Annotated in this window: 22 protein-coding genes, 2 tRNA genes, 1 other RNA gene and 2 pseudogenes; 21 read left to right on the top strand and 6 right to left on the bottom strand. The window is 41.6% G+C overall.

From position 1 onward, the window contains the following. The first annotated feature begins 45 nt into the window (after positions 1 to 45). From EYR97_RS16945 to EYR97_RS16960, 4 genes are all read left to right on the top strand, one after another. A tRNA-Lys gene (locus EYR97_RS16945) sits at positions 46 to 121 on the top strand. 37 nt (positions 122 to 158) lie between these two features. After that, a non-coding RNA gene (locus EYR97_RS16950) (RtT sRNA) lies at positions 159 to 290 on the top strand. Between the two features lie 173 nt (positions 291 to 463). Continuing rightward, positions 464 to 1,519 carry a quinolinate synthase NadA gene (gene nadA, locus EYR97_RS16955; protein ID WP_131094955.1) on the top strand — a complete coding sequence of 352 codons (1,056 nt, stop codon included), beginning with the start codon at positions 464 to 466 and terminating at the stop codon, positions 1,517 to 1,519. A gap of 141 nt (positions 1,520 to 1,660) precedes the next feature. Further along, positions 1,661 to 1,751, top strand: a tRNA-Ser gene (locus EYR97_RS16960). 516 nt (positions 1,752 to 2,267) lie between these two features. Here the strand turns inward: EYR97_RS16960 and EYR97_RS22750 are convergent. The 3 genes and pseudogenes from EYR97_RS22750 to EYR97_RS16975 all read right to left on the bottom strand — a co-directional run. Then, positions 2,268 to 2,606, bottom strand: a pseudogene (locus EYR97_RS22750) (zinc ribbon domain-containing protein); the annotation flags it as partial. Continuing rightward, complete coding sequence (locus tag EYR97_RS16970; protein WP_165478084.1) at positions 2,560 to 3,345, bottom strand: recombinase family protein; 786 nt, start codon at positions 3,343 to 3,345, stop codon at positions 2,560 to 2,562. The gene EYR97_RS16970 and the pseudogene EYR97_RS22750, both read right to left, overlap by 47 nt. Continuing rightward, a complete protein-coding gene (locus EYR97_RS16975; protein WP_131094957.1) occupies positions 3,335 to 3,523 on the bottom strand; it encodes a hypothetical protein in 189 nt (62 codons plus the stop codon). Before EYR97_RS16975 ends, EYR97_RS16970 begins: the two co-directional genes overlap by 11 nt. Before the next feature lie 473 nt (positions 3,524 to 3,996). Between EYR97_RS16975 and EYR97_RS16980 the strand changes: the two genes are divergently transcribed. From EYR97_RS16980 to EYR97_RS16995, 4 genes are all read left to right on the top strand, one after another. Next, positions 3,997 to 4,218, top strand: a complete 222-nt coding sequence (locus EYR97_RS16980; protein WP_131094958.1) for a helix-turn-helix transcriptional regulator — start codon at positions 3,997 to 3,999, stop codon at positions 4,216 to 4,218. A gap of 47 nt (positions 4,219 to 4,265) precedes the next feature. Next, positions 4,266 to 4,769, top strand: a complete 504-nt coding sequence (locus EYR97_RS16985; RefSeq protein ID WP_131094959.1) for a hypothetical protein — start codon at positions 4,266 to 4,268, stop codon at positions 4,767 to 4,769. Next, positions 4,762 to 5,502: a hypothetical protein gene (locus tag EYR97_RS16990; RefSeq protein ID WP_131094960.1), complete on the top strand. Its 741-nt coding sequence runs from the start codon at positions 4,762 to 4,764 to the stop codon at positions 5,500 to 5,502. Before EYR97_RS16985 ends, EYR97_RS16990 begins: the two co-directional genes overlap by 8 nt. 157 nt (positions 5,503 to 5,659) lie before the next feature. Further along, positions 5,660 to 6,622 carry a reverse transcriptase family protein gene (locus tag EYR97_RS16995; RefSeq protein WP_131094961.1) on the top strand — a complete coding sequence of 321 codons (963 nt, stop codon included), beginning with the start codon at positions 5,660 to 5,662 and terminating at the stop codon, positions 6,620 to 6,622. Between the two features lie 110 nt (positions 6,623 to 6,732). Here the strand turns inward: EYR97_RS16995 and EYR97_RS17000 are convergent, their stop codons facing one another. Together EYR97_RS17000 and EYR97_RS17005 are read right to left on the bottom strand one after the other, a co-directional pair. Further along, positions 6,733 to 7,470: a hypothetical protein gene (locus tag EYR97_RS17000; protein WP_131094962.1), complete on the bottom strand. Its 738-nt coding sequence runs from the start codon at positions 7,468 to 7,470 to the stop codon at positions 6,733 to 6,735. A 265-nt stretch (positions 7,471 to 7,735) separates the two neighbouring features. Then, positions 7,736 to 8,513: pseudogene (locus EYR97_RS17005) on the bottom strand (transposase). A gap of 188 nt (positions 8,514 to 8,701) precedes the next feature. Between EYR97_RS17005 and EYR97_RS17010 the strand changes: the two are divergent. From EYR97_RS17010 to EYR97_RS17040, 8 genes are all read left to right on the top strand, one after another. Continuing rightward, the gene (locus EYR97_RS17010) at positions 8,702 to 9,466 is read left to right on the top strand and encodes a hypothetical protein (protein WP_131094963.1); all 765 of its coding nucleotides are present in this window, start codon (positions 8,702 to 8,704) and stop codon (positions 9,464 to 9,466) included. A 29-nt stretch (positions 9,467 to 9,495) separates the two neighbouring features. Next, entirely contained in the window at positions 9,496 to 11,151 is a 1,656-nt protein-coding gene (locus EYR97_RS17015) for an FAD/NAD(P)-binding protein (RefSeq protein WP_165478085.1), read from the top strand. 742 nt (positions 11,152 to 11,893) lie between these two features. Further along, positions 11,894 to 12,649: an ABC transporter substrate-binding protein gene (locus tag EYR97_RS17020; protein ID WP_131094965.1), complete on the top strand. Its 756-nt coding sequence runs from the start codon at positions 11,894 to 11,896 to the stop codon at positions 12,647 to 12,649. A gap of 98 nt (positions 12,650 to 12,747) precedes the next feature. Next, the gene (locus EYR97_RS17025; protein WP_242635092.1) at positions 12,748 to 13,899 is read left to right on the top strand and encodes a helix-turn-helix transcriptional regulator; all 1,152 of its coding nucleotides are present in this window, start codon (positions 12,748 to 12,750) and stop codon (positions 13,897 to 13,899) included. Between the two features lie 300 nt (positions 13,900 to 14,199). Next, on the top strand, positions 14,200 to 14,883 hold the full coding sequence (locus EYR97_RS17030; RefSeq protein ID WP_242635093.1) for a DUF2306 domain-containing protein: 684 nt from the start codon (positions 14,200 to 14,202) through the stop codon (positions 14,881 to 14,883). 368 nt (positions 14,884 to 15,251) lie between these two features. Further along, entirely contained in the window at positions 15,252 to 15,548 is a 297-nt protein-coding gene (locus EYR97_RS22520) for a DUF1705 domain-containing protein (RefSeq protein WP_258313265.1), read from the top strand. A 34-nt stretch (positions 15,549 to 15,582) separates the two neighbouring features. Continuing rightward, the gene (locus tag EYR97_RS17035) at positions 15,583 to 16,632 is read left to right on the top strand and encodes a phosphoethanolamine transferase (RefSeq protein ID WP_307722619.1); all 1,050 of its coding nucleotides are present in this window, start codon (positions 15,583 to 15,585) and stop codon (positions 16,630 to 16,632) included. Next, on the top strand, positions 16,620 to 17,039 hold the full coding sequence (locus tag EYR97_RS17040) for a diacylglycerol kinase (protein ID WP_131094967.1): 420 nt from the start codon (positions 16,620 to 16,622) through the stop codon (positions 17,037 to 17,039). Before EYR97_RS17035 ends, EYR97_RS17040 begins: the two co-directional genes overlap by 13 nt. Here the strand turns inward: EYR97_RS17040 and EYR97_RS17045 are convergent. Further along, entirely contained in the window at positions 17,011 to 18,144 is a 1,134-nt protein-coding gene (locus EYR97_RS17045; RefSeq protein ID WP_131094968.1) for a patatin family protein, read from the bottom strand. The two genes, EYR97_RS17040 and EYR97_RS17045, sit on opposite strands and share 29 nt — an antisense overlap. Positions 18,145 to 18,387: 243 nt before the next feature. Between EYR97_RS17045 and EYR97_RS17050 the strand changes: the two genes are divergently transcribed. The 5 genes from EYR97_RS17050 (at position 18,388) to EYR97_RS17070 (ending at position 25,728) form a co-directional block, all read left to right on the top strand. Beyond that, entirely contained in the window at positions 18,388 to 18,792 is a 405-nt protein-coding gene (locus tag EYR97_RS17050; protein WP_165478086.1) for a VOC family protein, read from the top strand. A gap of 298 nt (positions 18,793 to 19,090) precedes the next feature. Next, positions 19,091 to 20,980 carry a sigma 54-interacting transcriptional regulator gene (locus EYR97_RS17055; protein WP_165478087.1) on the top strand — a complete coding sequence of 630 codons (1,890 nt, stop codon included), beginning with the start codon at positions 19,091 to 19,093 and terminating at the stop codon, positions 20,978 to 20,980. Between the two features lie 23 nt (positions 20,981 to 21,003). After that, complete coding sequence (locus EYR97_RS17060; RefSeq protein WP_131094971.1) at positions 21,004 to 23,595, top strand: TonB-dependent receptor; 2,592 nt, start codon at positions 21,004 to 21,006, stop codon at positions 23,593 to 23,595. 40 nt (positions 23,596 to 23,635) lie between these two features. Continuing rightward, positions 23,636 to 24,835 carry a CaiB/BaiF CoA-transferase family protein gene (locus EYR97_RS17065; protein ID WP_131094972.1) on the top strand — a complete coding sequence of 400 codons (1,200 nt, stop codon included), beginning with the start codon at positions 23,636 to 23,638 and terminating at the stop codon, positions 24,833 to 24,835. Then, on the top strand, positions 24,835 to 25,728 hold the full coding sequence (locus EYR97_RS17070) for a hydroxymethylglutaryl-CoA lyase (protein ID WP_131094973.1): 894 nt from the start codon (positions 24,835 to 24,837) through the stop codon (positions 25,726 to 25,728). Before EYR97_RS17065 ends, EYR97_RS17070 begins: the two co-directional genes overlap by 1 nt. Positions 25,729 to 25,737 lie beyond the last annotated feature (9 nt).

Consider the following 25,737-nt stretch of genomic DNA (forward strand, 5'->3'; position numbering starts at 1 on the left):
CCCACCATCATTTACGTCGCAACGCATCTCAAGTGTCATCTTGATGGGTCGTTAGCTCAGTTGGTAGAGCAGTTGACTTTTAATCAATTGGTCGCTGGTTCGAATCCAGCACGACCCACCATCAAGCTCAAAACCAAATACTCCCTAATACGCAAAACATCCTTCAATGTAAAATTAGGATTTGAACCAGCGAAGCTGGTCGACAAAACTCGCGCAGCGATTTTGAACGTGCTTTAGCACGGCCCGAAGGGCGAGGAACGCAGTGACGAGTAATCCAGCACGACCCACCATCAAGCTCAAAACCAAATACTCCCCAACACGCAAAACATCGGGCTCTACCCCATAGACAATACAGTAAGCATTAATACGACTATTTTATTACGCTATTGTCGTCTATGTAGTGTGTAATTTTTATGACAGTTGGGTATAATCCGCACCCTTGTCGCAACAGAGATGTAGGTTAATGTCAGTAGCATTTCGAGTGGATCAGGTTGAATACCCGTTCCCAGCAAAACCACAGCCATTATCAGAAGCACGTAAAGCCGAGCTAAAGGCTGAAATTAAAGCCTTGCTAAAAGCCCGCAACGCGGTGCTGGTGGCTCACTATTACACCGACCATGAAATTCAGGCATTGGCTGAAGAAACGGGTGGTTGTGTAGCAGACTCGCTAGAGATGGCGCGCTTTGGTCGTGATGCACAAGAACAAACTTTAATTGTTGCTGGTGTACGTTTTATGGGTGAAACAGCAAAAATATTAAGCCCTGAGAAAACCGTACTTATGCCAACGCTAGAAGCAACGTGCTCACTAGACATTGGTTGCCCAGTAAAAGAGTTCAGTGAATTCTGTGACCAACACCCTGATCATACCGTTGTGGTTTACGCCAACACGTCAGCGGCAGTTAAAGCGCGCGCCGACTGGGTAGTCACATCTAGTATTGCCCTTGAAATTGTCGAGCATCTCGACAGCCAAGGTAAGAAGATTATTTGGGGTCCAGACAGGCACTTAGGCTCATACATTGCTAAACAAACTGGTGCCGACATGCTGATGTGGCAGGGTGAGTGTATTGTTCATGACGAGTTCTCAGCGCAGAAGCTGGCCGACATGAAAGCCTTGTATCCTGATGCTGCAATTTTGGTTCACCCAGAATCACCGGCAAGCGTGGTTGAAATGGCTGATGCGGTAGGGTCAACGAGTCAGTTGATTAAAGCGTCGCAAACCATGGATAACGACACGTTTATTGTGGCAACCGACAAAGGCATCTTTTATAAGATGCAGCAACTTACGCCAAATAAGACCTTTATTGAAGCCCCAACGGGCGGTAACGGTGCAACCTGTAAAAGCTGTGCTCACTGCCCGTGGATGGCGATGAACGGATTAGAGGCCATTAAGGCGTCTTTAACAGGGGAAAGTGATGGCCATGAAATCTTTGTGGATGACGCTTTACGCGAAGGCGCACTAATACCACTTGATCGCATGTTAAACTTTTCAGCCGAATTAAAAGCTAAAGGCGGCCTGTAAAAGAACGTTTTATAAGCACTTGTTCATTAATTTTTAGCAAGTTCTTGATTAAGCGCGCGGCATTACCTACTATACGCGCGCTCAAGGCAAAACCTTGAAACCTATTAAGTAAGTGTTGCTACGCAGCAGTTACAACAATTTGGAGAGATGGCTGAGTGGCTGAAGGCGCACGCCTGGAAAGTGTGTATACGTTAATAGCGTATCGAGGGTTCGAATCCCTCTCTCTCCGCCAAATTGACATGTGACTGGGCACTCTGAAAAATGAGTGCCCAGCCTCATAGCCCGAAATAAGCCCCATCGTTTTAAACTTTCTTCCCTTTACTAATACGCTCTCATTACGCACAGTTATCTTATCTACAAGAGCGAATAAAAGACTTTTGCAAACATTTGTACCAGGTTCTAGCAGAACAGCTCTAGCAGCTTCGAGAAAAACCGCGACTTTTTTGGGCCCAAACTTTTTTATTGGAACTTTTAGAAAGTTCTTATATTCGTTAATCTTCACTTCGAGGCGCTGAATGTCTGTCTGATGTTGGGCAATATTTTTGTTGACGAGCTCTGATGGTATTAACTCGCCGGAACCGACTAACTCGATCAGCCTTTGACATTTAGACTCAATCTTGCCTTTTTTACTATTGAGTTCAAAAAGCTTTACTTCATATTCTGAAAACCTGTCACGAACTGCGTGCTTTATGTCTTCTAACAGAGCGTTCATTGTCATATTGTTGAGCAATTTTTCCCGTATTTCAGATAACACTGCTTCTTCTAGTTTATCTTTCGGGATTTGTCTCATATCGCAAGATTTAACAGAGCATTTAATTCTATTTCGACATTTGTAGTACTTGTATTTACCACTTTTTCCGGTGTTTATAACCATATTTGAACCGCATACACTACATTTGGCTAGCCCGGTCAATAGAGCAGGTGAAGTGATAGCCTGATGGTTGTTTTTCTGAGGGGCGTTAAATTTCAGTTCCTCTTTTACCTCATCAAAAACCGCCTTATCAATGATTGACGGAACTTTTTGAACGGTTGGCTCACTATTATTGCGCAGACTTTTTCTCGTTTTTTCCGTACAATCTTTCACCATAATAAATGGTGTCAGTCAGAATTTTATGAATATCGTTGAAAGACCAAGCTTTTCCCCGCCTTTTGATGCAATTCTCGTTCAAATATGTCGCGATGGCTTTTGTACCCATACGAGTACCGCTAGTGCCGTTTAGAGATAATTTAAATATAATTCGTACAACTTCAGATTCTTCTTCATTGATCGTTAAGACTTTGCGTTTTCGATTATCTATCGGGTCCAGAACCTCTGTGGACTTATAGCCAAATGGTGCTATGCCGCCTGTATGATAGCCGAGCTTGGCATACTTGTTTAATTTGGTAGAAGCTAGTTTGCTTTGTTGTCGGCTTTGCATTTCGAACATAGCACCCTGAACAGTACTCATCATGAAGTCCATATCTCGGTCTTCAGGAGAGGGTTCCATGATCGAAATGAATCTATCCCCAGCTTGCTCAAGAATATGCACAGCAGTGTGGCGTTCTCTTTCGTTTCTGGCTAATCTCGATTGACTATAGGCAACTACGTAATCAACGAGCAATTGCCCCGTTTGGATTTCAGTCAACATCTTTTCATACGCTGGTCGCGAACCCTTGAAACCGCTACGGCCTTCATCAACAAACATATCCAGAATTTCTGCATCGTGTTCAACTGCCCATTGTTTAATACTTTCCTCTTGATCCGCGAGAGAGTGATTTTCTTTTGCTTGTCTGTCCGTACTGACTCGTAAATATCCTACTATTCGGGTTTGTTGGTTAGTTTTCATCGTCATACCCCTTCATGTTCTCAGGTAGTTTGGTGTCAATTTTTTCCAACTCAGAATAAGCTTTGGAGATAGAAATCAGAGCAGACGTTATGATCTTTAAAATTGCCTCATTTCTCTTTTTCAAAGATGTTTGCTTGAGTTCTATCTCACATAGTGGTTTATCTTCGTTTGAAGTCATGATGCTGACCTTTCGCTTATGTGAGTGGGCACTCATATATGTAGATGGTCAGGGGCTGGTGTCAACTTGGAAACTTTATCAAATGTATGTAAAACAATGGGATACAATAATATAACAAAGCTACAGACAAAGGTTGGGGTTCAATTAGTATCGAGCTAATAAATTGTATTCAATACACAAACTTGATTAATGAGCATCATTGCTGCGATACCATTTATGTTTGATAATAATTTTTAATAACATTTTCTTATTAATGGTTTTTTTATATAACTCTTATGTTGTCTATTGCTGTGGTTGATTGAGTAGAATGCATAATTATATAAATTCACAATCCTTAATACGTGTCTTCATATGATATGAATCTGACTGTATTTTGACCTTCATCTTCTAAATTTTCATTTCAACTTAAAAAATTGCATCTTAAGTCGTGGGTGTTAATCTAGTGACAATAGACATGTTGTTCGGAGCAAACAGTGATCAAATGTCACCTCGCAAGACTAATGGGCGAGCACAAAATGCGAATTGCAGACGTTGCCAGAGAGACAGGGGTGAGTAGAAATACTATAACTCTGCTTTACCGTGAAACAGCGCAAAAAGTAGATCTTGAAGCAATAGATAAACTCTGCATTTTGTTCAATTGTGAGATAAGCGAACTATTTGAGCAAACAACACATGATGATCAAACAGGACACTAGCAGTATATGTTCAATAAGGTTGGTGGATATATCAAGGGGCATTACTGATGAAATTAGTTGGTGAAGCTCTTAGCAAGCTTGCATTAGAAAAGCAGCCTATAGCTGATAGGGATTTGTATGGTAGAAGTGCGTTTAATCGTTTTTATTATGCTGCGTTTCTGATAACAAGGGAAATGTTAGCGTTCTTGGATCCGAAATGGAAATCTACTCCTCATAAAGAAATTCCAAACCGCCTTAGAGATACTATCAGACTGCGACTTAAGAAATCAGTTGAGCATTTTCACAGGCAGGGCATCATTACATTGACAGAAAAAAGTCGCTTGATTAACCGTTTAAACGAAGCTTCGGAAGAATTGGCAGAAATGCTGGAAAGAGCGTATGACGCGAGGGTTATAGCTGATTACAAGCCTGAAAAGTTAATCTGTATCGATAATAACAAGATTATAAGTCTTCAGACTCATAAGTTAGACAGTGCGAGATCATGGCCAGATAGAGCATCTGCATATTGTAAAACGATTATAAGTGTATGGAAGGAGGCTGGGCTTGCTTAACATTGATGATATTAGCGAATATCCAGACAAGCTTTCGAAATATTTTGTCGTAGATATACAAGTCAGAGCTAATGACGACTCTATTGTTCTGTATATTCCCAAAGACAAACTAAGCGAAGACACAAAAGTAGGCCATGTAACGCGTCGTCAAATCAAGCAGTTATGCAACCGATTATCAAGTAAATACAATGTTGAAGTCCAAACAGTCTATTTAAAATCAAGAAAGAGTGAAGAGCTTGAAGCAGGAATAGTTCAGCTGATTAATTCCCGTTTTGAAAATTCAGTAGAACAGTTGTACTTGTCCTATGGGGCTGAAGATGTAATTAGTATTTGGCTTCAGTCAACTAAAGGCGGAGAGCTTAAAAAAGATGAGATAACAGAGGTTGTTAATCAAATGCTTGTCTTGTCAGGTCTCAAGCTTAATGCGATGCATTGGATTAACAGTGAACCGATGCTTCCATCAAATATCCTGTTACTTAAGGCTATTAAAGAGCGCCAGCCGATTAAAGCAATTGAGTTAGCCGAAATCTTTCAACACGATTACCCCGATACAACGGCTAGCTGGGTTAGTAGAATCCTAGATAAGTTGATAAAAAAGGGGATTGTTGTGCGAGAACACCCTGATGGTAACTATGTGCTTACAATGATGGGGCTAAATGTAGTCCCATCGATTAAATCTAGAAATGGAACAGATATTGTGAGAGTACTTGAATTAGGACGAAAAAAATGGTGATATTTACCTACGGAGCGGCGAATGATTGTCGCGAGGGTGTGGATCATGCCCGTTTGCGAAGGCTAGACACAGAAACACCGATGGACAAACGTCCATCCGTGCTTCGCCCGGCTGGACGTTTGTCCATCGTTGTAAATTTTATTAAAAGTACAGTGTCATGAATGCCGCGCCGCTCCTAGTTTCTTTTAATTCCTTCAATAAATTCCTAGAGGCATTGCCTGTAAATCATCGAACAGCTTGTAAGCAAGAGCTCGAAGAAATTTATGGCAAGTCTTTGCCAATTGGTATTTCCGAAGTTTGCATAGCAGTTCTATTTGGTTATTCGCTCGATTTTGTTTATGCATTATCCAAAAAGCAGCATAAGTTTTATCGTAGTTTTCAAATTAAACAGGGTAAAAAGACAAGAACAATTCATTCGCCACGAGTTGCGCTGAAAGTCGTCCAAAAGTGGTTGGGAGCTCATTTGAGCTCTGCATTAGTTTTTGAAGATCATGTGTATGGCTTCGTAAAAGGCAAATCTTTTGTTGATGCAGCTAAGTCACATCAGGGAGCAAAATGGGTTTACTCAGTCGATATAGAAAACTTTTTTTCATCGATAACAGACCTCCAAATATCTGAAGCATTCAAAGAGCTTGGTTATTCACATGGTTCAGCTACACTTCTCTCAAATATTTGCTCTCTTAACTCAAAATTAGCTCAAGGGTCACCGGCTAGCCCGGTTATATCAAATCTTGTTATGAAAGATGTGGATGCGGGCCTAAAGGCAATGGCTAATAAGTATGGTTTGCAGGTTTCACGCTATGCCGATGACATAGTTTTATCAGGTAAAGCCGAGTTTAAGTCAGAAATCGCTGGCGAACTTCATTCTATATTTGAAGCGACGACATTTTCCCTGAACACTGATAAAACCTATTTCGCTGATGCTGAAAAAGGACAACGTTTAAAAATTCATGGGCTCTTAGTGAAGGAAGATACTGTAATTTTAACGAAAGGTTATAGAAATAAAATCAGAGCATTCCGCCATATGGTTGAGCAAGGTAAAGTTTCTGCGGACGACCTACCAAGGTTGAAAGGACACTTGAAATTTGCAGAGTATGTTCAACGACAAAATGATACTTAGTTAAGTGCGCTAAAATTCAAATTTCTTCATATAAACAAAGATATCAAACAGTGCTAAAAGTATATAAAACCAATGCTCTTCAGCGATATATATGATCTTGATGTGAATTATTATTTATTTTTGTTGGGACGTTTTTCAATTGAACGCTTGATTAGCTTTATAGCTGCATTTACTTCGTTTTCAGTCAGATCAAGCCTAGCTGCGAGCGCTTCAACCACTTTAAGTGATGTAGGGCGTGCCGCTGCTTCGCCAAATTCGTCTTCCACTTCGGATATAATATGCTCCCACACATCTATAATTTTAACAGCGTTATAACCGCTCTTTGTAGTACGAGATACTGAGCCGTTCTTTTTGGAAGAGCGAGATTCGAGCGCTGCAATAACCACTTCTCGAAAGCTTGAAACATACTCGTCTCCAGTCCAAATATCGTATTGATGTTGATTGAAATGATATTGTAGTAAGCGCTGAAAGGTATATGGATCTACGTTTTTAAAGGTTGCATTCTCTTTTCTGACATCGGTATTCATTAATCGATTTGTTAAAGTATAAGAAAACTTTGCAATATCGATTTCAACAGGATTTTTAGATTGATAATTCTTAATAGTCTCTGCACAAGCGCTGTTTAAAAGCGCATATGCTTCAGTATCATCAAAAGATAAAAGCTGCTTGGTTAGCCAGCGATGTCCAATTCTGTTGATTAGTTCTAGATAAGATTTAGCCCATATTGCTTGTTTAGCAGGTTCAATGTTTTCTAAAGAAACGACCCAGTCTGCTAATTGCTTATCTGTATGAAATGTTGCTTTCATTCCAGCATAAATACGGGCAAGAGTGCTTGTAAATAGATTCATGAAATTCGTCCGTGAAATACCAAATGTTTCAATTATTCGTTGTTTGTATTTTACTCAATGTACGGTTAATTAATATCCAGTTCAACGAACTTTTGTTTATTTCTCTGTTTTTTTAACTAGGGGAAACTGTTATTAAGTCTTACAATTTAGGTGGTAAGCGAGACTTTGGACGGACCGTACCTTTTTGAACGCAAATTTCAAATTTTGAGCAATTAATGGTCGTTCTGCGTTGTATTTCGGCCCTATTCCGAGCTATTCCCTGATTTCAGCCAGATTTTGGTTGTCGTTGCAATATCTGGTCTAGTTTAAACAGGTTAGCCATGGTGATTAGCATGGCTAACTGTAAGTATCTTATCATTAGTAACCGTGCTTTAATGAAGCTCAACTGACATTGGATTGGCCTAAACGGCTGTTCTATCTTTGCCCGGATGCTACCTTTTAGGTAACCGATGTAGATGGTGGTTTTGTATTTACAGTGACGCATTTTTAATACATAGACTTTGCCGAAGTACTCTGTTTTCAGCCATTCCACTTCCGTAACTTGAAACTGCTCGCTTCTCTGCGCCTGAATTACCGGCATCGCCGGAAATGATCTCTTCATCGCCATGCAGCAGATTATTCATTTGGTTAAAGTCATATTTGTTGGCAAAATTAGTAAGCAGTGTATGTGCTAAGCTGCTCTTCGCATCCACACCAATCATCACACCGCTATCGGACAGCTATTGAATTACTGTTTTGAATAGTTAATGAGTGAACTATTGCTTTTCCTGAAAGTGCGGGAAGTTCATGATGGTCGTACCGTCTGGAATGGCTTTATCCAGTGGCAACTGGGCAGACTGACGCATCGACGAAATTTCATACAACGCTTCTCCAATGCGTCATCACTAAGACTATACTACTGTTGCTCATAATGAATGCGGAACATCGTTGCTAAATGATATGGGAGACGGTCATTTCCTGCCACCAGAATAAGAAGATCTCCTTCTCGCCCGGCGGCTTTTGATGGAAAACTCAATGTCGGCATAGGTGAACTGGTGGCTCATGGAGAGAGCTTTGTGAATTATTGTGCCGCTACGGATCTCATATCCGGGTCTTGTTCGCACCTTTGCTAGTTGTCGCGTTTTTTGCACTAAAAAGTAAAAAATTGTCTTTTTTGTCCGAGAGAGCGAATCAGGATGCTTTATATATAATGTACATTTTTTTTACTCAATCCAACTATGGCTAAAATATTATGAATAATAGAAGAACTGTGGAATTTACTTTTGCAAGCCCAGGTAATAGCGGAATATTGAATTCTGCTGACGTTATTGATACGGACTTATCGACAGGGGAGCTTTCAGTAAAACACATTGACTGTAATCGATTGATAAAGCATTTCAAAAACCAAGGTTCTATGGTTTTGGAAAGGAAAGTATTGGCTGACTCACTAGCCAGTCTAGGCATTAATGCCGAACAAATAGCACCTACGAAAGAAGAGCTTTTAAGTGCCTTCACACAAACACAGGCAGCTTCTGTATTTCTTCACTTGGCTGACAGAGGGTGTTTGTCTGTCGCTACAAAAGACGTTTTGCAAGTCGCCTCAGAGTCTCTCAAAGATAGTTATGGTCAAATTACAAAAGAACAATTGGATAAATCGTGGAAGGAACTAAGCAAATTATTCAATGTACCTAAAGATAGGATTAAGTATTCTTCTATTGTTGTAAAGGAATATACGGAAACTCAAGAATCAGAGACTTTTAACATTGATAATGTTCTAACATGCGCTGGCTTTGGTCTTATTTTAAATTTTATTGCACAGAGAATTAGTCATTCGACTAAAGCACTTGGAATCAGTCTGAAACTAAAAGACGAAGATAGTGGTGCTTACAAATCTAATCAAGTTTACCTCTCTGTAGAACATCTAGGAGATTTAAATAGATTTACCTTCCCTACTACTAATTTAGGTACTAGAGAACTGATGAAGATCGTTAAAAGTCTCCGTAATTATCAGATCTAGAAATTTACTCATTGAAAGAGAAAATGTATATGGACCAAATTAGAATTGCAGTAATAGGTGGTGGGGCAGGTGCTCGTGAATTTGTAATCCGCCTAGGAGATTCATTTCCTGATTCCGTGGTATTATCATTGGACGTTTTTAGTGCGGAGCATACTTTTGGTCATGGTGTCGCATGGACTCCTGAGGAAACGCCAGTTTTAGCTAATATGCGAGCAGAAACGCTTGGTCCTGACTATCATGAGTTTGAAATAATTCAAGAGATATTGGAAAAAACTGGAGATAAAGAAGCTGGTGCAGAGTATCCATCCCGAAATGCAATGTCCAGAGCATTAGACGAGCGATGGAAATCCAATAACCCTTCTACAAGGCCAAATATTGCGGTCAATATTATAAGTGGTAATGTGGTTGAGTTGACAAAGCTCGAGGACAATACCGTTACAGTAAAATATACGGAAAATAATGTTGGCGCTAAACAAACCTGTAACGGATATCAGTTTGTAGTCTTAGCTCTTGGAAATATTAAATCCAAGAAGCCAGATATCTTTAAGAGTTTTTCAGGATATATTGATGGCTGGGACATCGAGAGTATTAGGCGAATAAAATCTAATGAGAAAGTGCTGATTCGTGGCTCAAGCTTATCCTCAATAGATGCGACAATGCGGATGTTGCATCACACTGGTAATGGTGTTAGCCAAGAATCTCGATGGCAACCTAATAACATCTTGTGGTATTCACGCAGTGGTAAACTACCGTTTGTAAGACCGAAACAACTCAAGCTAGGTTCTTACTTTGTTGATTATCCATACCTAACAAATTTGATTAACGAGTTGGAATCTAAAAAACAATCTCTTACGCTAGAAGATGTCCAATCTCTTTTGTTATCAGAGTTGCGAGTACAGGAGTTTAAGAAAAAGGGGCGATTCTACGAGTGTCCAAAAGGATTAACGTCCATTCAAAATTTAGTTGAGGACGATATGCAAACAGTATTAGGTCGAGATCATGATGATATCGAGCAGGATGGATTTGACGTTAAACCGCAACAAGTAATGCTGCAAGAAAGCATTGATTTGGCGGATGCTTATTCTTTGTGGTTTAGTGTGGCCAAATTGCTGGATGAATACACTATCCCACTTGTTTGGAATGCACTTGACCTGAAAAACAAAGAATTGTTTTTGACAAAATATCGGCGCATATTTGACAAATTCTGGGCTCCAATTCCAAAGGTCAATGGGGAGAGACTTTTGAGGTGGTTGAAAGAAGGAATGGTGCATAGTGTTGAATATCCGGATGAAGATTCCCTCATTCTTAAAGAAGGCAAGATTTATTTGAGCGAAGATATCGAGAATGAAAGTCTCTCTTCGACACTTGAATATACTGGCAATGGTTTTTCATATCTTATCAATTGCGGAGGCATATCAAGCAACCCATTCCAGATGGACAACGCACTTGTTGAAAAAATGCATGAAAAATCCCAAATTTCTCCTTATTTCATTGGCGAACAAGCGTATGGTATTAAATTGAATTGGTATACAGGAGCAGTTTGGAATCAGAATGAAGAAGAACACGGTTGGCTATACACCTTGACAGGTTCCCTAACGACTGGTGCGCATAGATTTACAAATAGCTATCTCGCAGTTTCAATTTCAGCACAAAGGACTGTAAATGACATTCTGCGAAAATTGTAGTATCGACGATCGAGTAGATGAGGTTTTAGTTCGTTTACACATGAATCTCTTAATGGGGAATACATGCTCAGGTCTGAAAGAAATATAGCCATAAACGTAAGCAGTGTTCGCTATATATGGTTGAGACATACTTGAATAGCATTGTGTTGCAGTTGGCAAAGCTAACTAACCGAATCACCGAAACATTGATAGTGTGATTACGTCAAATATTCGCTTGCTCTTTATATACCGCCAATATCCTTTGGTAATCACACTCATCCAATGAATAGAAGTATCATTAAAACCGTTCTTGAAAGGGTAGCCATTGATTTCATCCAAAGATATCTGTTTTCTCCAAGATAAACTGCCATCGTATCGGATATCATTCCTGATATTTAATTTCTTATAATTAACTCATTTAAGTTTGGTCACTTAATATATGTAGGGTGCGCCCCATCTTCACTTTTGAAAAGGTTTATTTAACAATGAGTTAATCTAGATTTTAATGAGTAACTCCCAGTGCCCATACTCATCCCATTCGGCCCGCCAAATACAAAGAACCGGCAAAGGCCGGTTTTTTTGTCCTTGTTGAAATTTACACTTCTCTCAATATCAAGCTCTTACTATCCAATATTTCAAAATCACCAAATGTGTTGACGCACCTTTGAGTAAGCTATACCGTCATAAGGAAGGGACTGAATACTTCTCTTTATTCTACTTAATTAATTACTAGCATATTACTAGCAGGAGGGATGTCGGGTATATGCGCAGGTTAATTCGCCTAAGTGTAATTGTGGTAAGTGTATGTTTTTTTCAATCACCGACGACAGCGCAAGCGCAGCTTCGATATGATGTAGATGCATCCGGAGGTTTAATTCCCTATGACTATACGGGCAATCCGGAGCATCCTGGTATTTACGCTGAGCTTATTCCGATGATAATGGAGCGGGCTGGAATTGAGATAGAGTCAGTGGTGTTACCGACAAAGCGGGCAGTAAAAGCGTTAGAAGAGGGGTTGTTGGACTTTGATTTTGTAAATCCAGACTGGTTTAGCGATAACAAGTCGCTACAGGGTTACGTCTTCAGTGTGCCTATTTTCGCATTCACAGAGAGTTTTTATCGATTAGCAGGTAAACCATCTAAGATAAACTCGTTGGACGATATAGCTGGCCTGTCTGTGGGCACTGTAGCGGGCTATATGTATGTTAATGAAGAATATTTTCAGCGAATAGACTTTGCCTCTGAGAAACTCTTGGTGAAAGGGCTATCAATGGAACGATTCGACGTCGCTATTATCGAACAGGCAGCGGCACAGTTTTGGTCAAAAGAATTGGGAATTCCTATCCAACGTATTATGAACAACAATGCCGGCCACCTGGTCTTACGGTTAAGAGCAGAGCACATTAAGCTGCTACCATCTATAAATCGAGCTATTCAATCGGCTAAAAATGATGGCAGTATTGAACGTTTAATGAGTAGTTATACGTTACACCACGATGACACTACAATTGGTCGGTGAAGTACTTTTACTCTTTTTCTGACAAGGCACTATTGGATTAAAAGAGAAATGGTTGTCTACCATCAAAAAATTAGCTAGTCAAAACCCAATGGAAAAATATGATGATTAACGTGGTGCCCACCATTTTGTATTCTGCGATGATGGGAGTGATTATTTCTGCTCTTGCAAGAACGGCATGGGAACCAAGGTATAAACAGAATAAATATCTGACTGGGTTACTGTTTTTACTATTCATCCATATTGCAGGCGAGCTTTATATCTATTCTGGTGTGTATCGGTATGCACCGAGCATAGCAGGATTTCAACTGCCAATTAGAATGTTATTAGGACCAGCGCTTTATTTCTACGCTTTTACAGCGATGTTGCCAACTAGACGTGTCACGCTAAAGAGTCAACTTATTGCTTTAAGTGGCCCACTAATAATTGTAGTGGTGATGATTCCTTTTGTCTTTTCAATGAGTTCCGAGCAAAAGTTGGCATTGGCTAACCCTAGTACAAGAGATCCTGAACTTTGGAAGGTGGCGATTTTTACCTGTGCTACAGCTGCTATTACCTTCATTTTATTCACCTTTGCCTACTTGTTTGCCGCGTTTGTGTTACATGCTAAGCATAAGCAACAATTAATGGATAAATATTCAGCCATTGAACAACGTTCGATGGACTGGCTTAGGGTGCTACTTTTTTTATGGGGTTTAGTTTGGCTTTTTTATGCCGCTGATTATGCGTTAACTTTTTTTGGTGTTAAGTGGCTTTCTATTGGTGTATTTCTGCCAGTCTTTGAATTAGGTGTGCTTATATCGTTTGTTCAACTGGCTTTTAAACAAATTCAATTAACTGAGTCAGAAAAAAGCAGTGAACCGATGGTCACAGACAGAGAAGCGATTATTTCACAGGACAAAATGGGTCTGATAGCGAATAAATTAACGTCGGCTATGGTAGAGCAAAGTTTATATAAAGATGAAGATTTGTCTTTAAACAGTTTGTCCAATCACATCTCGGTTAGCGAAAACCATATTTCTGAGACGCTTTCTCAATATTTAGAGACTAACTTTTTTCAATTCGTAAATCGCTATCGAGTGGAAGAGGCAAAAGCATTGCTTACGAATTCTGAGAAATTAGTTTCAACTATCGCTTATGAAGTTGGTTTTAAGTCGAAATCGACATTTAATTCTGCATTCAAAAAGCAAGTTGGCGAGACGCCAACAGCCTACAAAAAGTCATTTCAGTATAAAAAAGCAGCTATTGAGTAACCGATTTGTCCGAAAATGCCCATTCGGACGACATAAATGATGCGTTTGGACAAAATTCAACGGAAATTAGTTGAACGAAAAAGGACGTGTTATGGGCATGGTCTCAGAAAAGTTAGTAAAACCATCACAGAGTAAAAATGATTCAGGGGTAGAACTACAAACCCAAAAACGACAAAATTACTTGCCGATAAAGCGCTAAAATATTCTTCAATATTTTGGTTTCTGGCAATACTTACAGGGCAATGGTTTTTCTTTTATTACATCATGTCGTTTTATGGCTACTCAGTCATCAATAATAATATGGCTATTTGGAACCGCTGGGAAGCATTTGGCAGCACACCTTATACATCAGGTGATACTTTAGGAAACCTTGTTTTTGCGGTTCATGCCATAGGCGCGGGAGTAGTTGCCTTCGGGGGCGCACTTCAATTAGTTCCCAAAGTACGCGCAATTGCGCCAACATTTCACAAAATTAATGGGTATGTGTATTTAGTTACCGTTATGTGCCTGGCATTGTCTGGTTTTTATCTTTCGTGGATAAAAGGCGCTAGTCCTGACACACTCTCAGCCGTTGGTACCAGTATTAACGGTTTTCTTATTTTAACCTTTGCATATTTAACGGTGAAAACTGCCAGAAATCGGGATATTACCAGCCATAGGAAGTGGGCAATCAGGTTGTTTTTGGTTTCAAACGCACAGTGGTTTTTGCGAGTCGGGGTGTTTAGCTATTTTATAAACGGTACGATGTTAGGTGGTACGCCCGTTTTTGGAGATATTTTCTTCCCATTTTGGACGTTCGGTTGTTTTTTACTGCCGCTTGGTGGCGCACAACTGTACTTCTACGCAACAAGAAGTCGGAACAAGAATGTCAAATACGCGACGGCAGGTTTTTTAGTAACAATGACGCTTTTAATGTTAGTGGGTGTTGTTGGGTTGACGCCATTCTTACTGCAAGTAATGAGCGGCGAGCAGTTAACACTTTAAATTGTTGGCGTGCCTATTCGTGCCAAGTGGGTAATTAGCTACCAAAAGCCCAACAAAATATAAAGTAGTAAAGCTTAAGCATACCTTAAGCTTTTTACCCTATCGTACACCGCAATTATAGCATTTTGGTTTTATATTAAGATGATTGCATTGCGTACGTTTAACTTTCATTTGTCGTCGGTACAATTTTTGATAGGGGCATCAGTTATGATGTCTTTGTTTTTTAACGCTCCCTTTCTAATGCACGTTTATCAAAGTGCTTCTCCCGAAACATTAAGAGAATGGCTCTTTTACCTTTCAGTGCCAGTGCTATTAAGCAGTATTAATATTGTTTTTTTAGCCTAGTAGGCGCGTTATTTACGCCTAGAGTGGTAGTTGCGGTTAGTGTTTTCATTGCCAGCTTTTTGCTTTATGCCAACGTGAGCTTTGGCATCATTTTCGATAGTACGATGATACAAAATTTGGCCGAGACCAACTCTGGCGAAGTGCTTTCTTACTTGAACGTCTCCGTTATCTTGTTTCTTCTGGTGGCATGTGCTTTGCCACTTATATTCATCACAAGACTTACCTTACGCGACTCACTGTTAAAAAGAGTAAAAATCATCTTATTTCTTAATGTAGTAGCCGCTTTAACTATTGTGCTTATTGGGGCCAGTTTTTTATAAAGATTATTCTTCGGTTGGTAGAAATAATAAGGGTTTGGTGAAGTACATCATCCCTTACGCTTTTTATGATTCCGCAGCGAAATACGTACGCAACACGTACCTTTATGCTGAGTTACCCTATCGCGTACTTGATGAGTCACCCGTGTTAGCCGGTGATGCCGCCGTTGAACCCCATACCACCGTTGTGGTGGTGGGAGAGACTGCAAGGGCAGATAAATTCGCAAGTAACGGATACTACCGGCAAACTACACGCAATATTGAAAGCTTAGGCGCAGTGAGTTTTAGTCATGTTGAATCTTGTGGTACAGCTACCGCAGTATCCGTACCTTGCATGTTTTCACGGCTCAATCGAGAAGAGTATGAATCACGAGTGGCTGACAAACAGGATAATGCTCTTGATGTTATTCAGCGCGCCGGTGTAAATGTAACTTGGATTGACAACAACAGCAGCTGTAAAGGTGTATGCAAACGGGTTGAAACGATAGAGTTTGACCCGACCCGAGACCCAAACTTATGCAATGGAGAGTTTTGTTTTGATCAAATTTTATTGAATGAATTACGCAGTGAACTTCAAAAAAAGCCAGATCAAAACCGCATTATCGTGCTTCATATGATTGGTTCACATGGGCCGACATACTATTTGCGTTACCCGCCTGAATTTGCGAGGTTTCTACCCGACTGTCCGAGCAGCGACATCCAGCATTGTTCTGAAGAACAATTGATAAATACCTATGATAATACTATTGTTTATACCGACTACATTATCGGCCAAGTAATTGAAATGCTCTCTGATGTACCAGACTCGTCAATGTTGTATGTATCCGATCACGGCGAATCGTTAGGTGAGAATGGGATTTTTCTTCATGGCTTTCCTTATTCTCTTGCGCCTGAGGCGCAAACCCATGTTCCTCTGGTATTTTGGAATTCACATTTTGACAATACCCAGTTCAAAGCTTGTGTAGAACAACGCTCACAGCAACCTTTTTCTCATGACAACCTGTATGACACCTTGCTGGGGTTAACTCACATTACTAGTCGCTCTTATCAATCAGATATGGATATATTTCAAGCATGTCGAACCTAAATCAGAAATCAGACACACGCGTGTTTGATAACAAAAATAAGCCCAAAGGGGCACTGCGTTTATTATTGGCGTTCAAAAATTCACAACGGGCAATGACGTGGTTGTTAAAAAATGAGGCAGCTTTTAAACAGGAGTGCATTCTATTGATTGTTGCCGCTGTCGCGCTAATTTTCTGGCCCATTGACGCTGTTGAAAAAGCCGTATTGTTCAGTGCAATTCTCTTTGTTATTTTCGCTGAAATTGTCAACACGGCTATTGAAGTTACTATTGATAGAATGAGCAAAGAAATTCACCCCTTATCTGGTTTAGCGAAAGACCTTGGTTCGGCAGGAGTCTTGGTTTCAATGCTTATAGCGATTGTTTTGTGGAGTGCGGTATTTATTGATTACATGCAATGGGCAAGCTAATGTTCTCCATCGGTGTGTGCCTAACTGTGCTATCAATCACTGCTGGGTGAGCACACGGCATGAGTTGATTATAAGTTTGGACCGGTAAAAACGTTTGTTCCTCTAGAAAGGCATGGCCAGCTTGCTGACCTAATCGATAATCGTGTTTTAATTCAACATCCGTGCTGCCCAATAACTTACTTTGCATTGTTGCTGACGCGAATATTTGAACAATCTCAACGTCATCCGGTGGATTGGCAATGAAGTCCAGCGCTTTTCGATACGCTTGTTCATGCTGCAACATATAATCAATGGTTTTCGGGCACTGACCAGTAGAGCACACTATACCGCGAAGTCGCTGTAGCCAAATCGATTGTGCATCAAAACTTTTGTCTACCGTACGTATAACCACAATTTTCTTCGCACCTCGTTCATACGCTTCTATAACCGGTAGTGGGGCTGCTAGCCCACCGTCTGCATAGTAGTCGGTATTTGCAGCTTCAGTCTCGCCATCAACATGACTGTTACTAGCATGAATGCTTCGCAGCGGTACACCCTGCTTATACAAAAAGGGTAATGCGCTAGATGCTTTTATTAAATCCAGCCATTGGTTTTTATGGGTTAAAGGGTTTAATAGGTACGCTTTTCTGTCTCGAATATTTGTTGCGGTAAATAGAATCTCCCGTCCAAGCACATTTTGTTTGGCTGTCTCAAGGTCGAGTTGACGCTTGGTTTCTTGGGTTTTGTCAAAATACCAGTCCAAATCAACAATGTGTTTACCTAGAAACCCACGACTTAACTGAAAAAAACGTTTGTGGCGTGTTAGCCCGCGTATCAAACGTTTAGCATAACCTTTCTGCCTTGCTACAAAGCTGGTTAAGTTTTGGGAGCCCGCTGACGTCCCAATAAGAATGTCAAAAGGGTCAAAATTATGCTCTAACCACGTGTCAAGCACGCCCGCGGTAAAAATACCACGCTGACCGCCACCTTCAGCAACTAGAGCTGTTTTCGCTGGCTTGTCCTTAGTTCGCACACTATCTGGTAGAAAAGAGCTAGTATCATGAGCCTGATGTTCCTGGCTAAAGACTTCACTGAAATTGGGGCTAGAAATGTTTGACGCTAACATGATTCACTCTTCTGACTATTGCTATCTATTGACTACTCGGTCAATGGTAATGAGATCACATGCTATTTTGTAACGCAAAGAATGAATCAGTGTGATTGATAAATACGTTTCACTTCTTGGCTTCTACATAACTCATCCAATTTTAACATTGCGGTGAATGTAACGGGTGGTCATGGAATTGCATTGGTTCTTGTTGAATCGACTCGCTAACACTTAAACTAAATGCTTTCCAACGAGGTTCTTATGATCACACGTGTTCACCACATTAACTTTCTAGTGCGCGATTTAGCATCAGCCACAAAGGCGTTTAATACGCTATTCCAACAGCAACCAGTATACGACTCACTGCACGCACGTGAGGCTAATACTGCAAGGTATCAGCTAGGTGAAGTGATTATTGTTTTGGTTTCACCTACGTCTGCCACAGGTACCGTGGGGCAATACTTAGAACAGAAAGGGGAAGGGGTGTTCTTAGTTTCATTTGGTGTACAAAACCTAGAAGATTTCTGGGAAGAATATGAATCAAATGAATTGGTGAGCGTGGCATCTGCGGCGCGAAAAGGGCTGGCTAACTGGCAAGTGCAGGACATTTCTTTGAAATGTGATTTAGGTACAGTGTTGCAAATTTGCCAAGAAAAGAACCAGTAAGCGGATTACAAATACACAGTTTGTGCAACGCCTAAATATCAAGGTTTTAGAAGTAAAGAAAAGTAGAAATAATTTTTCATAATGAAATTTTAATTTCAAAGTGAAATGAATTGACTGGCTATTTGAGGTGTTCAAGTTTTACACTGGGGTGGGATGAATTCTATACAGCCCTTGTGTAATAGGCATTGATGACATTTTGTTCTGTGTTGGCATAGTGGCTGCAATTGCAGTGTTATGTTCAACATCAAAGCGTGTTTTCACATGTTGTTACAAGGGCAACATGAAAAGAGGAAACACGATGGAAATCAATGACGTGAATACTGCTACCACAGACAGTGCATTACTTAGAGTTCTCATTTTTGGCTACAGCGAGTTTAGCCAGTTGATGAGTAGTGTATTGTCGTCTTTCGCTGATGAAGCAACATTTAAAATTGTTGATGCGATAGTTGGAAGTTCAGTTGAAATACAAGGGCATATCGAAGCATTTGAACCAGATGTTGTCGTTAGTGCCGGATCGAACGCGCGATATCTGCGCTCTGCATTACCTATTCCCGTTGTCTCATTAAATACGACAGAATGGGATGTATATAACGCTCTTGAAAAAGCTAGTCAGGTAGCACAGAACGTCCACTTTATCTCTTTTGAAAAGGCCTATTGTGTTGCTCATGCAGCACAAGAGAAACTTGGAGTAAGCATTACAGAAAGTGTTTACTTAACCGCAGAGCAGGCCAGAGAGCAGTTTTATCTAGCAAGTAAAAAGGATGATATTGCGATTGTAGGGGCTAGCCTAGTGTGTGGGTTGGCCCATAACAAAAATATCCCTTCGTTTTTGGTTTACTCTGTCGAGTCTTGCAGAGAAACCATCAAAGCTGCCATTCAGCAAGCTAAAGAGTGGAAGAAGCGTGAGAAAGATCACGCCTTATTATCTTGGCTTTTGCTTCAATCTCAAACGCCGATCATCATGGTTGATGAAAACGGTGACTCACTTACTCTGAACAAAGCCGCACGAGAGCATTTGAGCTTAAGTGCCAAGGCTGAATTAGACTTGGACTCACTTATTCATCCTATTGGTGGCAAGAGAGAAACAGACGGTGAATGCGAAATAAACGGCAATGAGTGGTGGTATCACTTAGATACCATTAACCACGGTCAGGGTTTTAAACCCATGTACGTCTATCAGCTATATCGTAAGAAGCCCAAGCAACAAGCTACCGCTACACAAGAGAAAAAAGATAAACACGAACTTGTATTTGTTTCCAAAGAAATCGAAGGCGTAATCAAACAAGTAAAAGCATATGCCACATCACCAAGTAATGTGTTGCTATTTGGAGAGTCAGGCACTGGTAAAGAGCTTGTTGCTCGACAAATTCATAAACACAGCCCGTATTCTGAAGGAAAGTTTATTGCACTTAACTGCAGCGCTATTCCTTCCGAATTATTCGAAGGGGAATTGTTTGGGCATCAAGATGGTGCTTATACGGGCTCTAAGCGTGGTGGTCGAAAGGGACTTATTGAAGAAGCGCATAGCGGCGCGTTGTTTTTAGATGAGATAAGTGAACTCGCGTTAGATCAGCAAGCAAAATTATTACGGTTTCTCCAAGAGCGCAGTTATCGACCGCTAGGGGGAAATCAGGAAAAAGACGTCGACTTAAAACTGATAGCGGCATCTAACCGTTCCTTGGCCGATATGGTCGCCAATGGTGAATTTAGAGAAGACCTTTTTTATCGCTTGAATGTCTTTAATATTTTCATTCCTCCATTACGTGCTCGTGTTGATGATATTGAACACATCGCCTCGTTTAAATTAACCCAATTAGTTGAGCGCTACCGATTAGCTTACACCGAAGCTGACGTATTCAGTCACATCGCAAAGTACCTTACCGCTCACCATTGGCCAGGTAATATCCGAGAGCTCGAGAATGTACTTGAGCGTATAGTCGCTTACTTGCATACCGTTGACGACATAAAACGGCTTGAGCCGGCACTTCGACAAATTACACCAGAACTCTTTTCTGCCCCCACCCAATCGCAGTTTTACCGTGGTGAAGGCCAACTTAAAACACAAGAAGAAGCTTTGATCCTTGCCGCTCTAGAACAGTGTCAGGGTGATAAACACAAGGCCGCCCAAAAACTGGGTATTAGTCACACCACACTGTGGCGAAGGTTAAAAACAATAAAACAACAATAGCGAACAGAGGTTCGGAGGAAACTATGCACTCAAATGATAGGCACTACTTAGCAAAGCAAATCGCTTTAGCGCTCACACTCGGTTATTCGAGTTTGGCAGTACCCCATGCTTTTGCACAGGAAACAACGCCAGTGGCAGAAAGCGAAGACGCATTTGAGGTCATCAGTATCTCGCGAAAACGTCCAGAAAGTATTCAAGAAGTGCCTATTGCGGTTACAGCGCTTTCTGCCAATGAATTAGAGGCGGCAGGTGTTGAACGCTCCAGTGATTTTATTGGCCTTATTCCCAATGTAAGTATTGTGGATGCCGCCAATGTAGGCGATACCCAAGTGAATATTCGCGGCATTATTTCAACCCGTGATGCAGAGTCGACGTTTGCATACGTAGTTGATGGTGTTTTGCAAACAAACCCGAATAGTTTTAATGAAACCTTGACCGATATTCAGCAAATTGAAGTGTTAAAAGGGCCTCAGGGGGCGCTGTACGGCAGAAATGCGGTTGCTGGGGCTATTTTGGTAACCACTAAAACGCCGTCCGACATTTTTGAAGCGCGCGTTGAAGCTGGTGTGGGCAATAACAACACCCAGCGTTACAGCGGTATGATAACAGGCCCTTTAAGCGATAATGTATTTGGGCGTTTTGTGGCTTCGCATTCAACCACAGACGGCTTTTATGAGAATGTGTTTTTAGGTCGCGATGACGTGGTGGACTTTTTAGAAGATACCACACTTAAAGGGCGTCTTATCTGGGAAGCCACAGATGACTTAACCTTTGATTTGCGGGCCTCTCGTAGTGAAGTGGAAAGTGGGGCAATAAATTTTAATGCGGCTTTTGCGCTTCCCAGCTTCCAGGCTGCATTTGGTCAAAGTGCTTATTTTAAAGATGTTAACGACCACGAGTTTATTTTTGCATTCAATGTGCCGGGTGAAAATGAACAAGAAACTACGGAAATTGCACTTAAGGCCGATTACAGTGGCAGTAGCTTTGATGTAACCGGCGTATTGGCTTATAACGACTTAGAAGAGTATTTATTATCAGATGGCACTAGTGCGTCATTCTACGGTTACGAGGTAACCCCTCAATGTCAGGCTGATCGCGAAACTATGAACAACCTGCCTGCGGAGTTAGGTGGCGCCGGTAGAAGCGATCTGTTCGGTGATTTCCTATCGCCATTCGTGGTACTTCCTCCCGGTCAAGATTTTTCCGGTGTATACGGTCCTTACACATCGTTATCTTGTGATGGCTATCAATATCAAGAGCGAAGCCAGCGTGATTTCAGTGGCGAAATTCGATTAACCTCTAATGATACTGATGCGGCAATGCGCTGGATTGCTGGCGCTTATTTCGCGCAAATAGAACGCGATGTGGTTGTGGCCTATGGTGCCGACCAGGGGCAAGGGTTTCTGCGCCAAGCCTATGTGCCTCCTACCGGGCCGAATCCTACTGACTTACTGTTTAGTGACACCTTCGATACCACTGTGCTTTCTGCATTTGGTCAAATTGAATACGATTTAAATGAACGATGGGAAGTGTCAGTAGCCCTTCGATACGACAACGAACAACGCGAAGTGTCGAATAATGTGCCTAATGTGAGTGCGTCAGGCTTAAACGTTAATACCATAGTCAATGGTGTGGTTGGACCGATTAACCCCGCATTCAATCTAAACCCCGATGGCATTCCAGACCGAGAAGCCAGTTTCAGTCAATTCCAGCCTAAAGTTACCCTTAGTTATGAAGCGAATGACAACCTTAACTTATATGGTAGTTACGGTGTGGGCTTTAGAAGTGGTGGCTTCAACTCAATTGGTACAGAGGCAACGTTAGACTACTGGTTTAATGCTTCCGGGCAAGGCACGCCCGGTGACGCCGTTAACGCGCAGCTAATTGTGCCAGATGACTATGCCAAAGAAGTGACCACAAGTATTGAACTTGGTGGTAAAGCTACATTACTAGAAAACAGACTCAAACTTAACGCTGCTGTATTCCAAACAGAAGTAGAGGACAACCAGTTCTTCGAATTCTTTGCGGGTCCGTTTGGGCTGTTACGTGCGGTAACCACAATTGATGAGTTAGAGATCCAGGGTATTGAGTTTGATTTTAACTATCGTGCAACCGATAACTTCACCGTATTTGGGGGTGCTGGGTTTATCGATAGTGAAATTATTGAAAACCGTAACCGACCATTAACTGTGGGCAATAAAGCTCCTCAAACACCCGACAAGTCTTTCACGTTTGGTGTGAATTACGACTACGAAGTTAACAGCGACTTATTGTTGTCAACGCGAATTGATTACCAATATGTTGGCGAAACACCGTTTCATACCCTTCAAGGTGAAGAGACCCCCACTATTTGGGACTTCTTCGGCACGTTAGGTGGAGGTGTTCCACCGGGTCCACATCCTCAGAACTTCTCTAACGCCACGCGGGATGCTTACAACACAGTTAACGCTCGCATTACGTTGGCAGGTGAAATGTGGAGTGTGGCGTTGTGGGGAAAGAACCTGACCGACGAGCAATATTTACAGGAAGTGATCCCCGCACCAGAGTTTGGTGGTTCTTTCCTTCATCCTTCTGCGCTACGCGCATATGGCATTGATATCAGCGTTAGTTTCTAGCGCTGGTATACAGACGATTTCTGATAGTTAGAGAGTAGAAATGAATAAACCATTGGCAGATATTACCGTCATCGATTTAACACATATGTTATCGGGGCCTTACTGTGGAATGATCTTAGCGGATTTAGGTGCTGAGACAATAAAAGTCGAACCCCTTCAAGGCGAGGGAACACGCAAACTGTTAGCGTCTGACCCAGACAATTCACTTGATGGCATGGGGGCGTACTTTATAACCCTCAACCGTAACAAAAAAAGTGTGTGTATCGACCTGAAATCGGAAGAAGGCTTGCAAGTTTTTTATAAGTTGGTTGAAAAAGCCGACGTGGTAATTAACAACTTTGGTGCGGGCGTGCCGTCTCGACTTAAAATAGATTACGAGCATTTAAGTAAAGTAAATCCGGCCATTATTACGTGTTCAATTACAGGGTTTGGCAACGATGGTCCTAAATACAAACGTCCGGCTTTCGATCAAGTAGCACAAGCAACAGGCGGCGGTATGTCGATTACAGGCACCGATCCTGAACACCCTGTGCGCGCTGGTATTCCTATTGGCGATTTGGGCGGTGGCATGTTTGCAGTTATGGGAATTCAAGCTGCAATAATAGAAAGGGCTAAAAGCGGTATTGGGCAAGACGTTGATATTTCCATGTTGGATTGTCAAATATCACTGCTTAACTACATGGCCACAATGTACTTTTTATCGGGTAAAGATCCTTTTCCTATTGGAAACTCGCATTTTGTTCACGTGCCCTACAATACGTTTAAAACGGCGGACGGCTTTGTGGTAATTGCGGTTATCACAGATAACTTTTGGCAAAACCTCAAAGGCGTAGTGAACATACCCAGTTTGGATTTGCCGGAGTTCGATACCCAACCTGGGCGCTGGGCTAAAAAGGACTTTATTGACGAGACGTTAAATACCGTTTTGCAAACTAAACCGTCGGCTTATTGGATAGAAAAACTTGAAGCGGCCCGCATTCCTTGTGCTCCCGTGAATACTTTTTCACAGGCACTGAGTGACGAACAGGTCCTGCATCGCAATATGGTGGTCGAGCTTTCGTCTGGTGACGGCAACAAAACCAAAGGTCCTGGTAACCCAATCAAGCTTTCTCGTAGCAACGAGGAAGCTTTTAACCCTGCACCGAAGTTAGGAGAGCACACCTATCACATTTTGAAATCAGTGGCAGGCCTGAGTGATGAGGCCATTACCACACTTATCAATGACAAGGTGGTAGGCTAATGAAAAACCACATTGTCATTAATGACGTTGGGCCAAGAGATGGCTTGCAGAATCAGCCTAAACACTTGTCGGTTCATGAGCGGTTAACGCTTATTAATGCGCTTGTGGATGCTGGGCTACCTGCCATAGAAGTAGGAGCATTTGTTTCACCTAAAGCGGTACCGGCAATGGCGAGTACTGATGAGATTTATGCACAGCTGCCAAAGCAAAATGGTGTTGAGTACTCAGTACTTATTCCCAATCCGAAAGGTTTCCAAACGGGCGCAGCGCTCAATGTATCTACCATGTCATTGGTGGTTGCTGCTAGCAGCACCATGAATGAGAAGAATATTCGCATGACTACGGCACAAGCTATGTCAATGTGTTTCGATGTATTGGGCAGGGCCAAATCACTTGAACGAAATGTACAAGCTTATGTGGCTACCGCGTGGGCCTGTCCATTTGAAGGCGCGGTAAATAAAAGCGATGTGTTTCAAGTGACAGAGGAGCTACTTAAAGCTGGTGCATCACACATCGTCGTGGCAGACACCATTGGCGCGGCAGCTCCTGACGCGGTTTACACCTTGATGAGTGAGATGGCAGTTGAGTTTGGTGCACAGAATCTTTCTTGTCATTTTCACGACACCCGAGCCATGGGTGTCGCCAATGTATACGCAGCCATTCAGGCGGGTGTCAGACGGTTTGACGCTTCGATTGGTGGACTAGGAGGCTGTCCATTTGCACCCGGTGCAACAGGCAACGTGGCCACCGAAGATGTGGTGTTGCTTGTCGAGCAAATGGGGTTTGAAACAGGAGTAGATATGAAAAAGCTACTTGAAGCGTCGGACTTAGCGACAGAACTTACCGGTACAGCGCGAGGCGGTCACGCTAAAGCCTGGTTAAAACAACAATAAATAAAAGGG

This window comes from Alteromonas sp. KUL42 (assembly GCF_006538325.1).
Classification (GTDB): domain Bacteria; phylum Pseudomonadota; class Gammaproteobacteria; order Enterobacterales; family Alteromonadaceae; genus Alteromonas.

Coding starts and splice junctions, on each gene's coding strand:
- EYR97_RS17010 (WP_131094963.1), top strand. CDS start 8,702: ATGAATAATAGAAGAACTGTGGAATTTACTTTTGCAAGCCCAGGTAAT.
- EYR97_RS17060 (WP_131094971.1), top strand. CDS start 21,004: ATGCACTCAAATGATAGGCACTACTTAGCAAAGCAAATCGCTTTAGCG.
- EYR97_RS17030 (WP_242635093.1), top strand. CDS start 14,200: ATGGCTATTTGGAACCGCTGGGAAGCATTTGGCAGCACACCTTATACA.
- EYR97_RS17045 (WP_131094968.1), bottom strand. CDS start 18,144: ATGTTAGCGTCAAACATTTCTAGCCCCAATTTCAGTGAAGTCTTTAGC.
- EYR97_RS17070 (WP_131094973.1), top strand. CDS start 24,835: ATGAAAAACCACATTGTCATTAATGACGTTGGGCCAAGAGATGGCTTG.
- EYR97_RS16975 (WP_131094957.1), bottom strand. CDS start 3,523: ATGACTTCAAACGAAGATAAACCACTATGTGAGATAGAACTCAAGCAA.
- EYR97_RS17020 (WP_131094965.1), top strand. CDS start 11,894: ATGCGCAGGTTAATTCGCCTAAGTGTAATTGTGGTAAGTGTATGTTTT.
- EYR97_RS17055 (WP_165478087.1), top strand. CDS start 19,091: ATGGAAATCAATGACGTGAATACTGCTACCACAGACAGTGCATTACTT.
- EYR97_RS16985 (WP_131094959.1), top strand. CDS start 4,266: ATGAAATTAGTTGGTGAAGCTCTTAGCAAGCTTGCATTAGAAAAGCAG.
- EYR97_RS17000 (WP_131094962.1), bottom strand. CDS start 7,470: ATGAATCTATTTACAAGCACTCTTGCCCGTATTTATGCTGGAATGAAA.
- EYR97_RS17025 (WP_242635092.1), top strand. CDS start 12,748: ATGATGATTAACGTGGTGCCCACCATTTTGTATTCTGCGATGATGGGA.
- EYR97_RS17040 (WP_131094967.1), top strand. CDS start 16,620: ATGTCGAACCTAAATCAGAAATCAGACACACGCGTGTTTGATAACAAA.
- EYR97_RS17050 (WP_165478086.1), top strand. CDS start 18,388: ATGATCACACGTGTTCACCACATTAACTTTCTAGTGCGCGATTTAGCA.
- EYR97_RS16970 (WP_165478084.1), bottom strand. CDS start 3,345: ATGAAAACTAACCAACAAACCCGAATAGTAGGATATTTACGAGTCAGT.
- EYR97_RS17015 (WP_165478085.1), top strand. CDS start 9,496: ATGGACCAAATTAGAATTGCAGTAATAGGTGGTGGGGCAGGTGCTCGT.
- nadA (WP_131094955.1), top strand. CDS start 464: ATGTCAGTAGCATTTCGAGTGGATCAGGTTGAATACCCGTTCCCAGCA.
- EYR97_RS16995 (WP_131094961.1), top strand. CDS start 5,660: ATGAATGCCGCGCCGCTCCTAGTTTCTTTTAATTCCTTCAATAAATTC.
- EYR97_RS17065 (WP_131094972.1), top strand. CDS start 23,636: ATGAATAAACCATTGGCAGATATTACCGTCATCGATTTAACACATATG.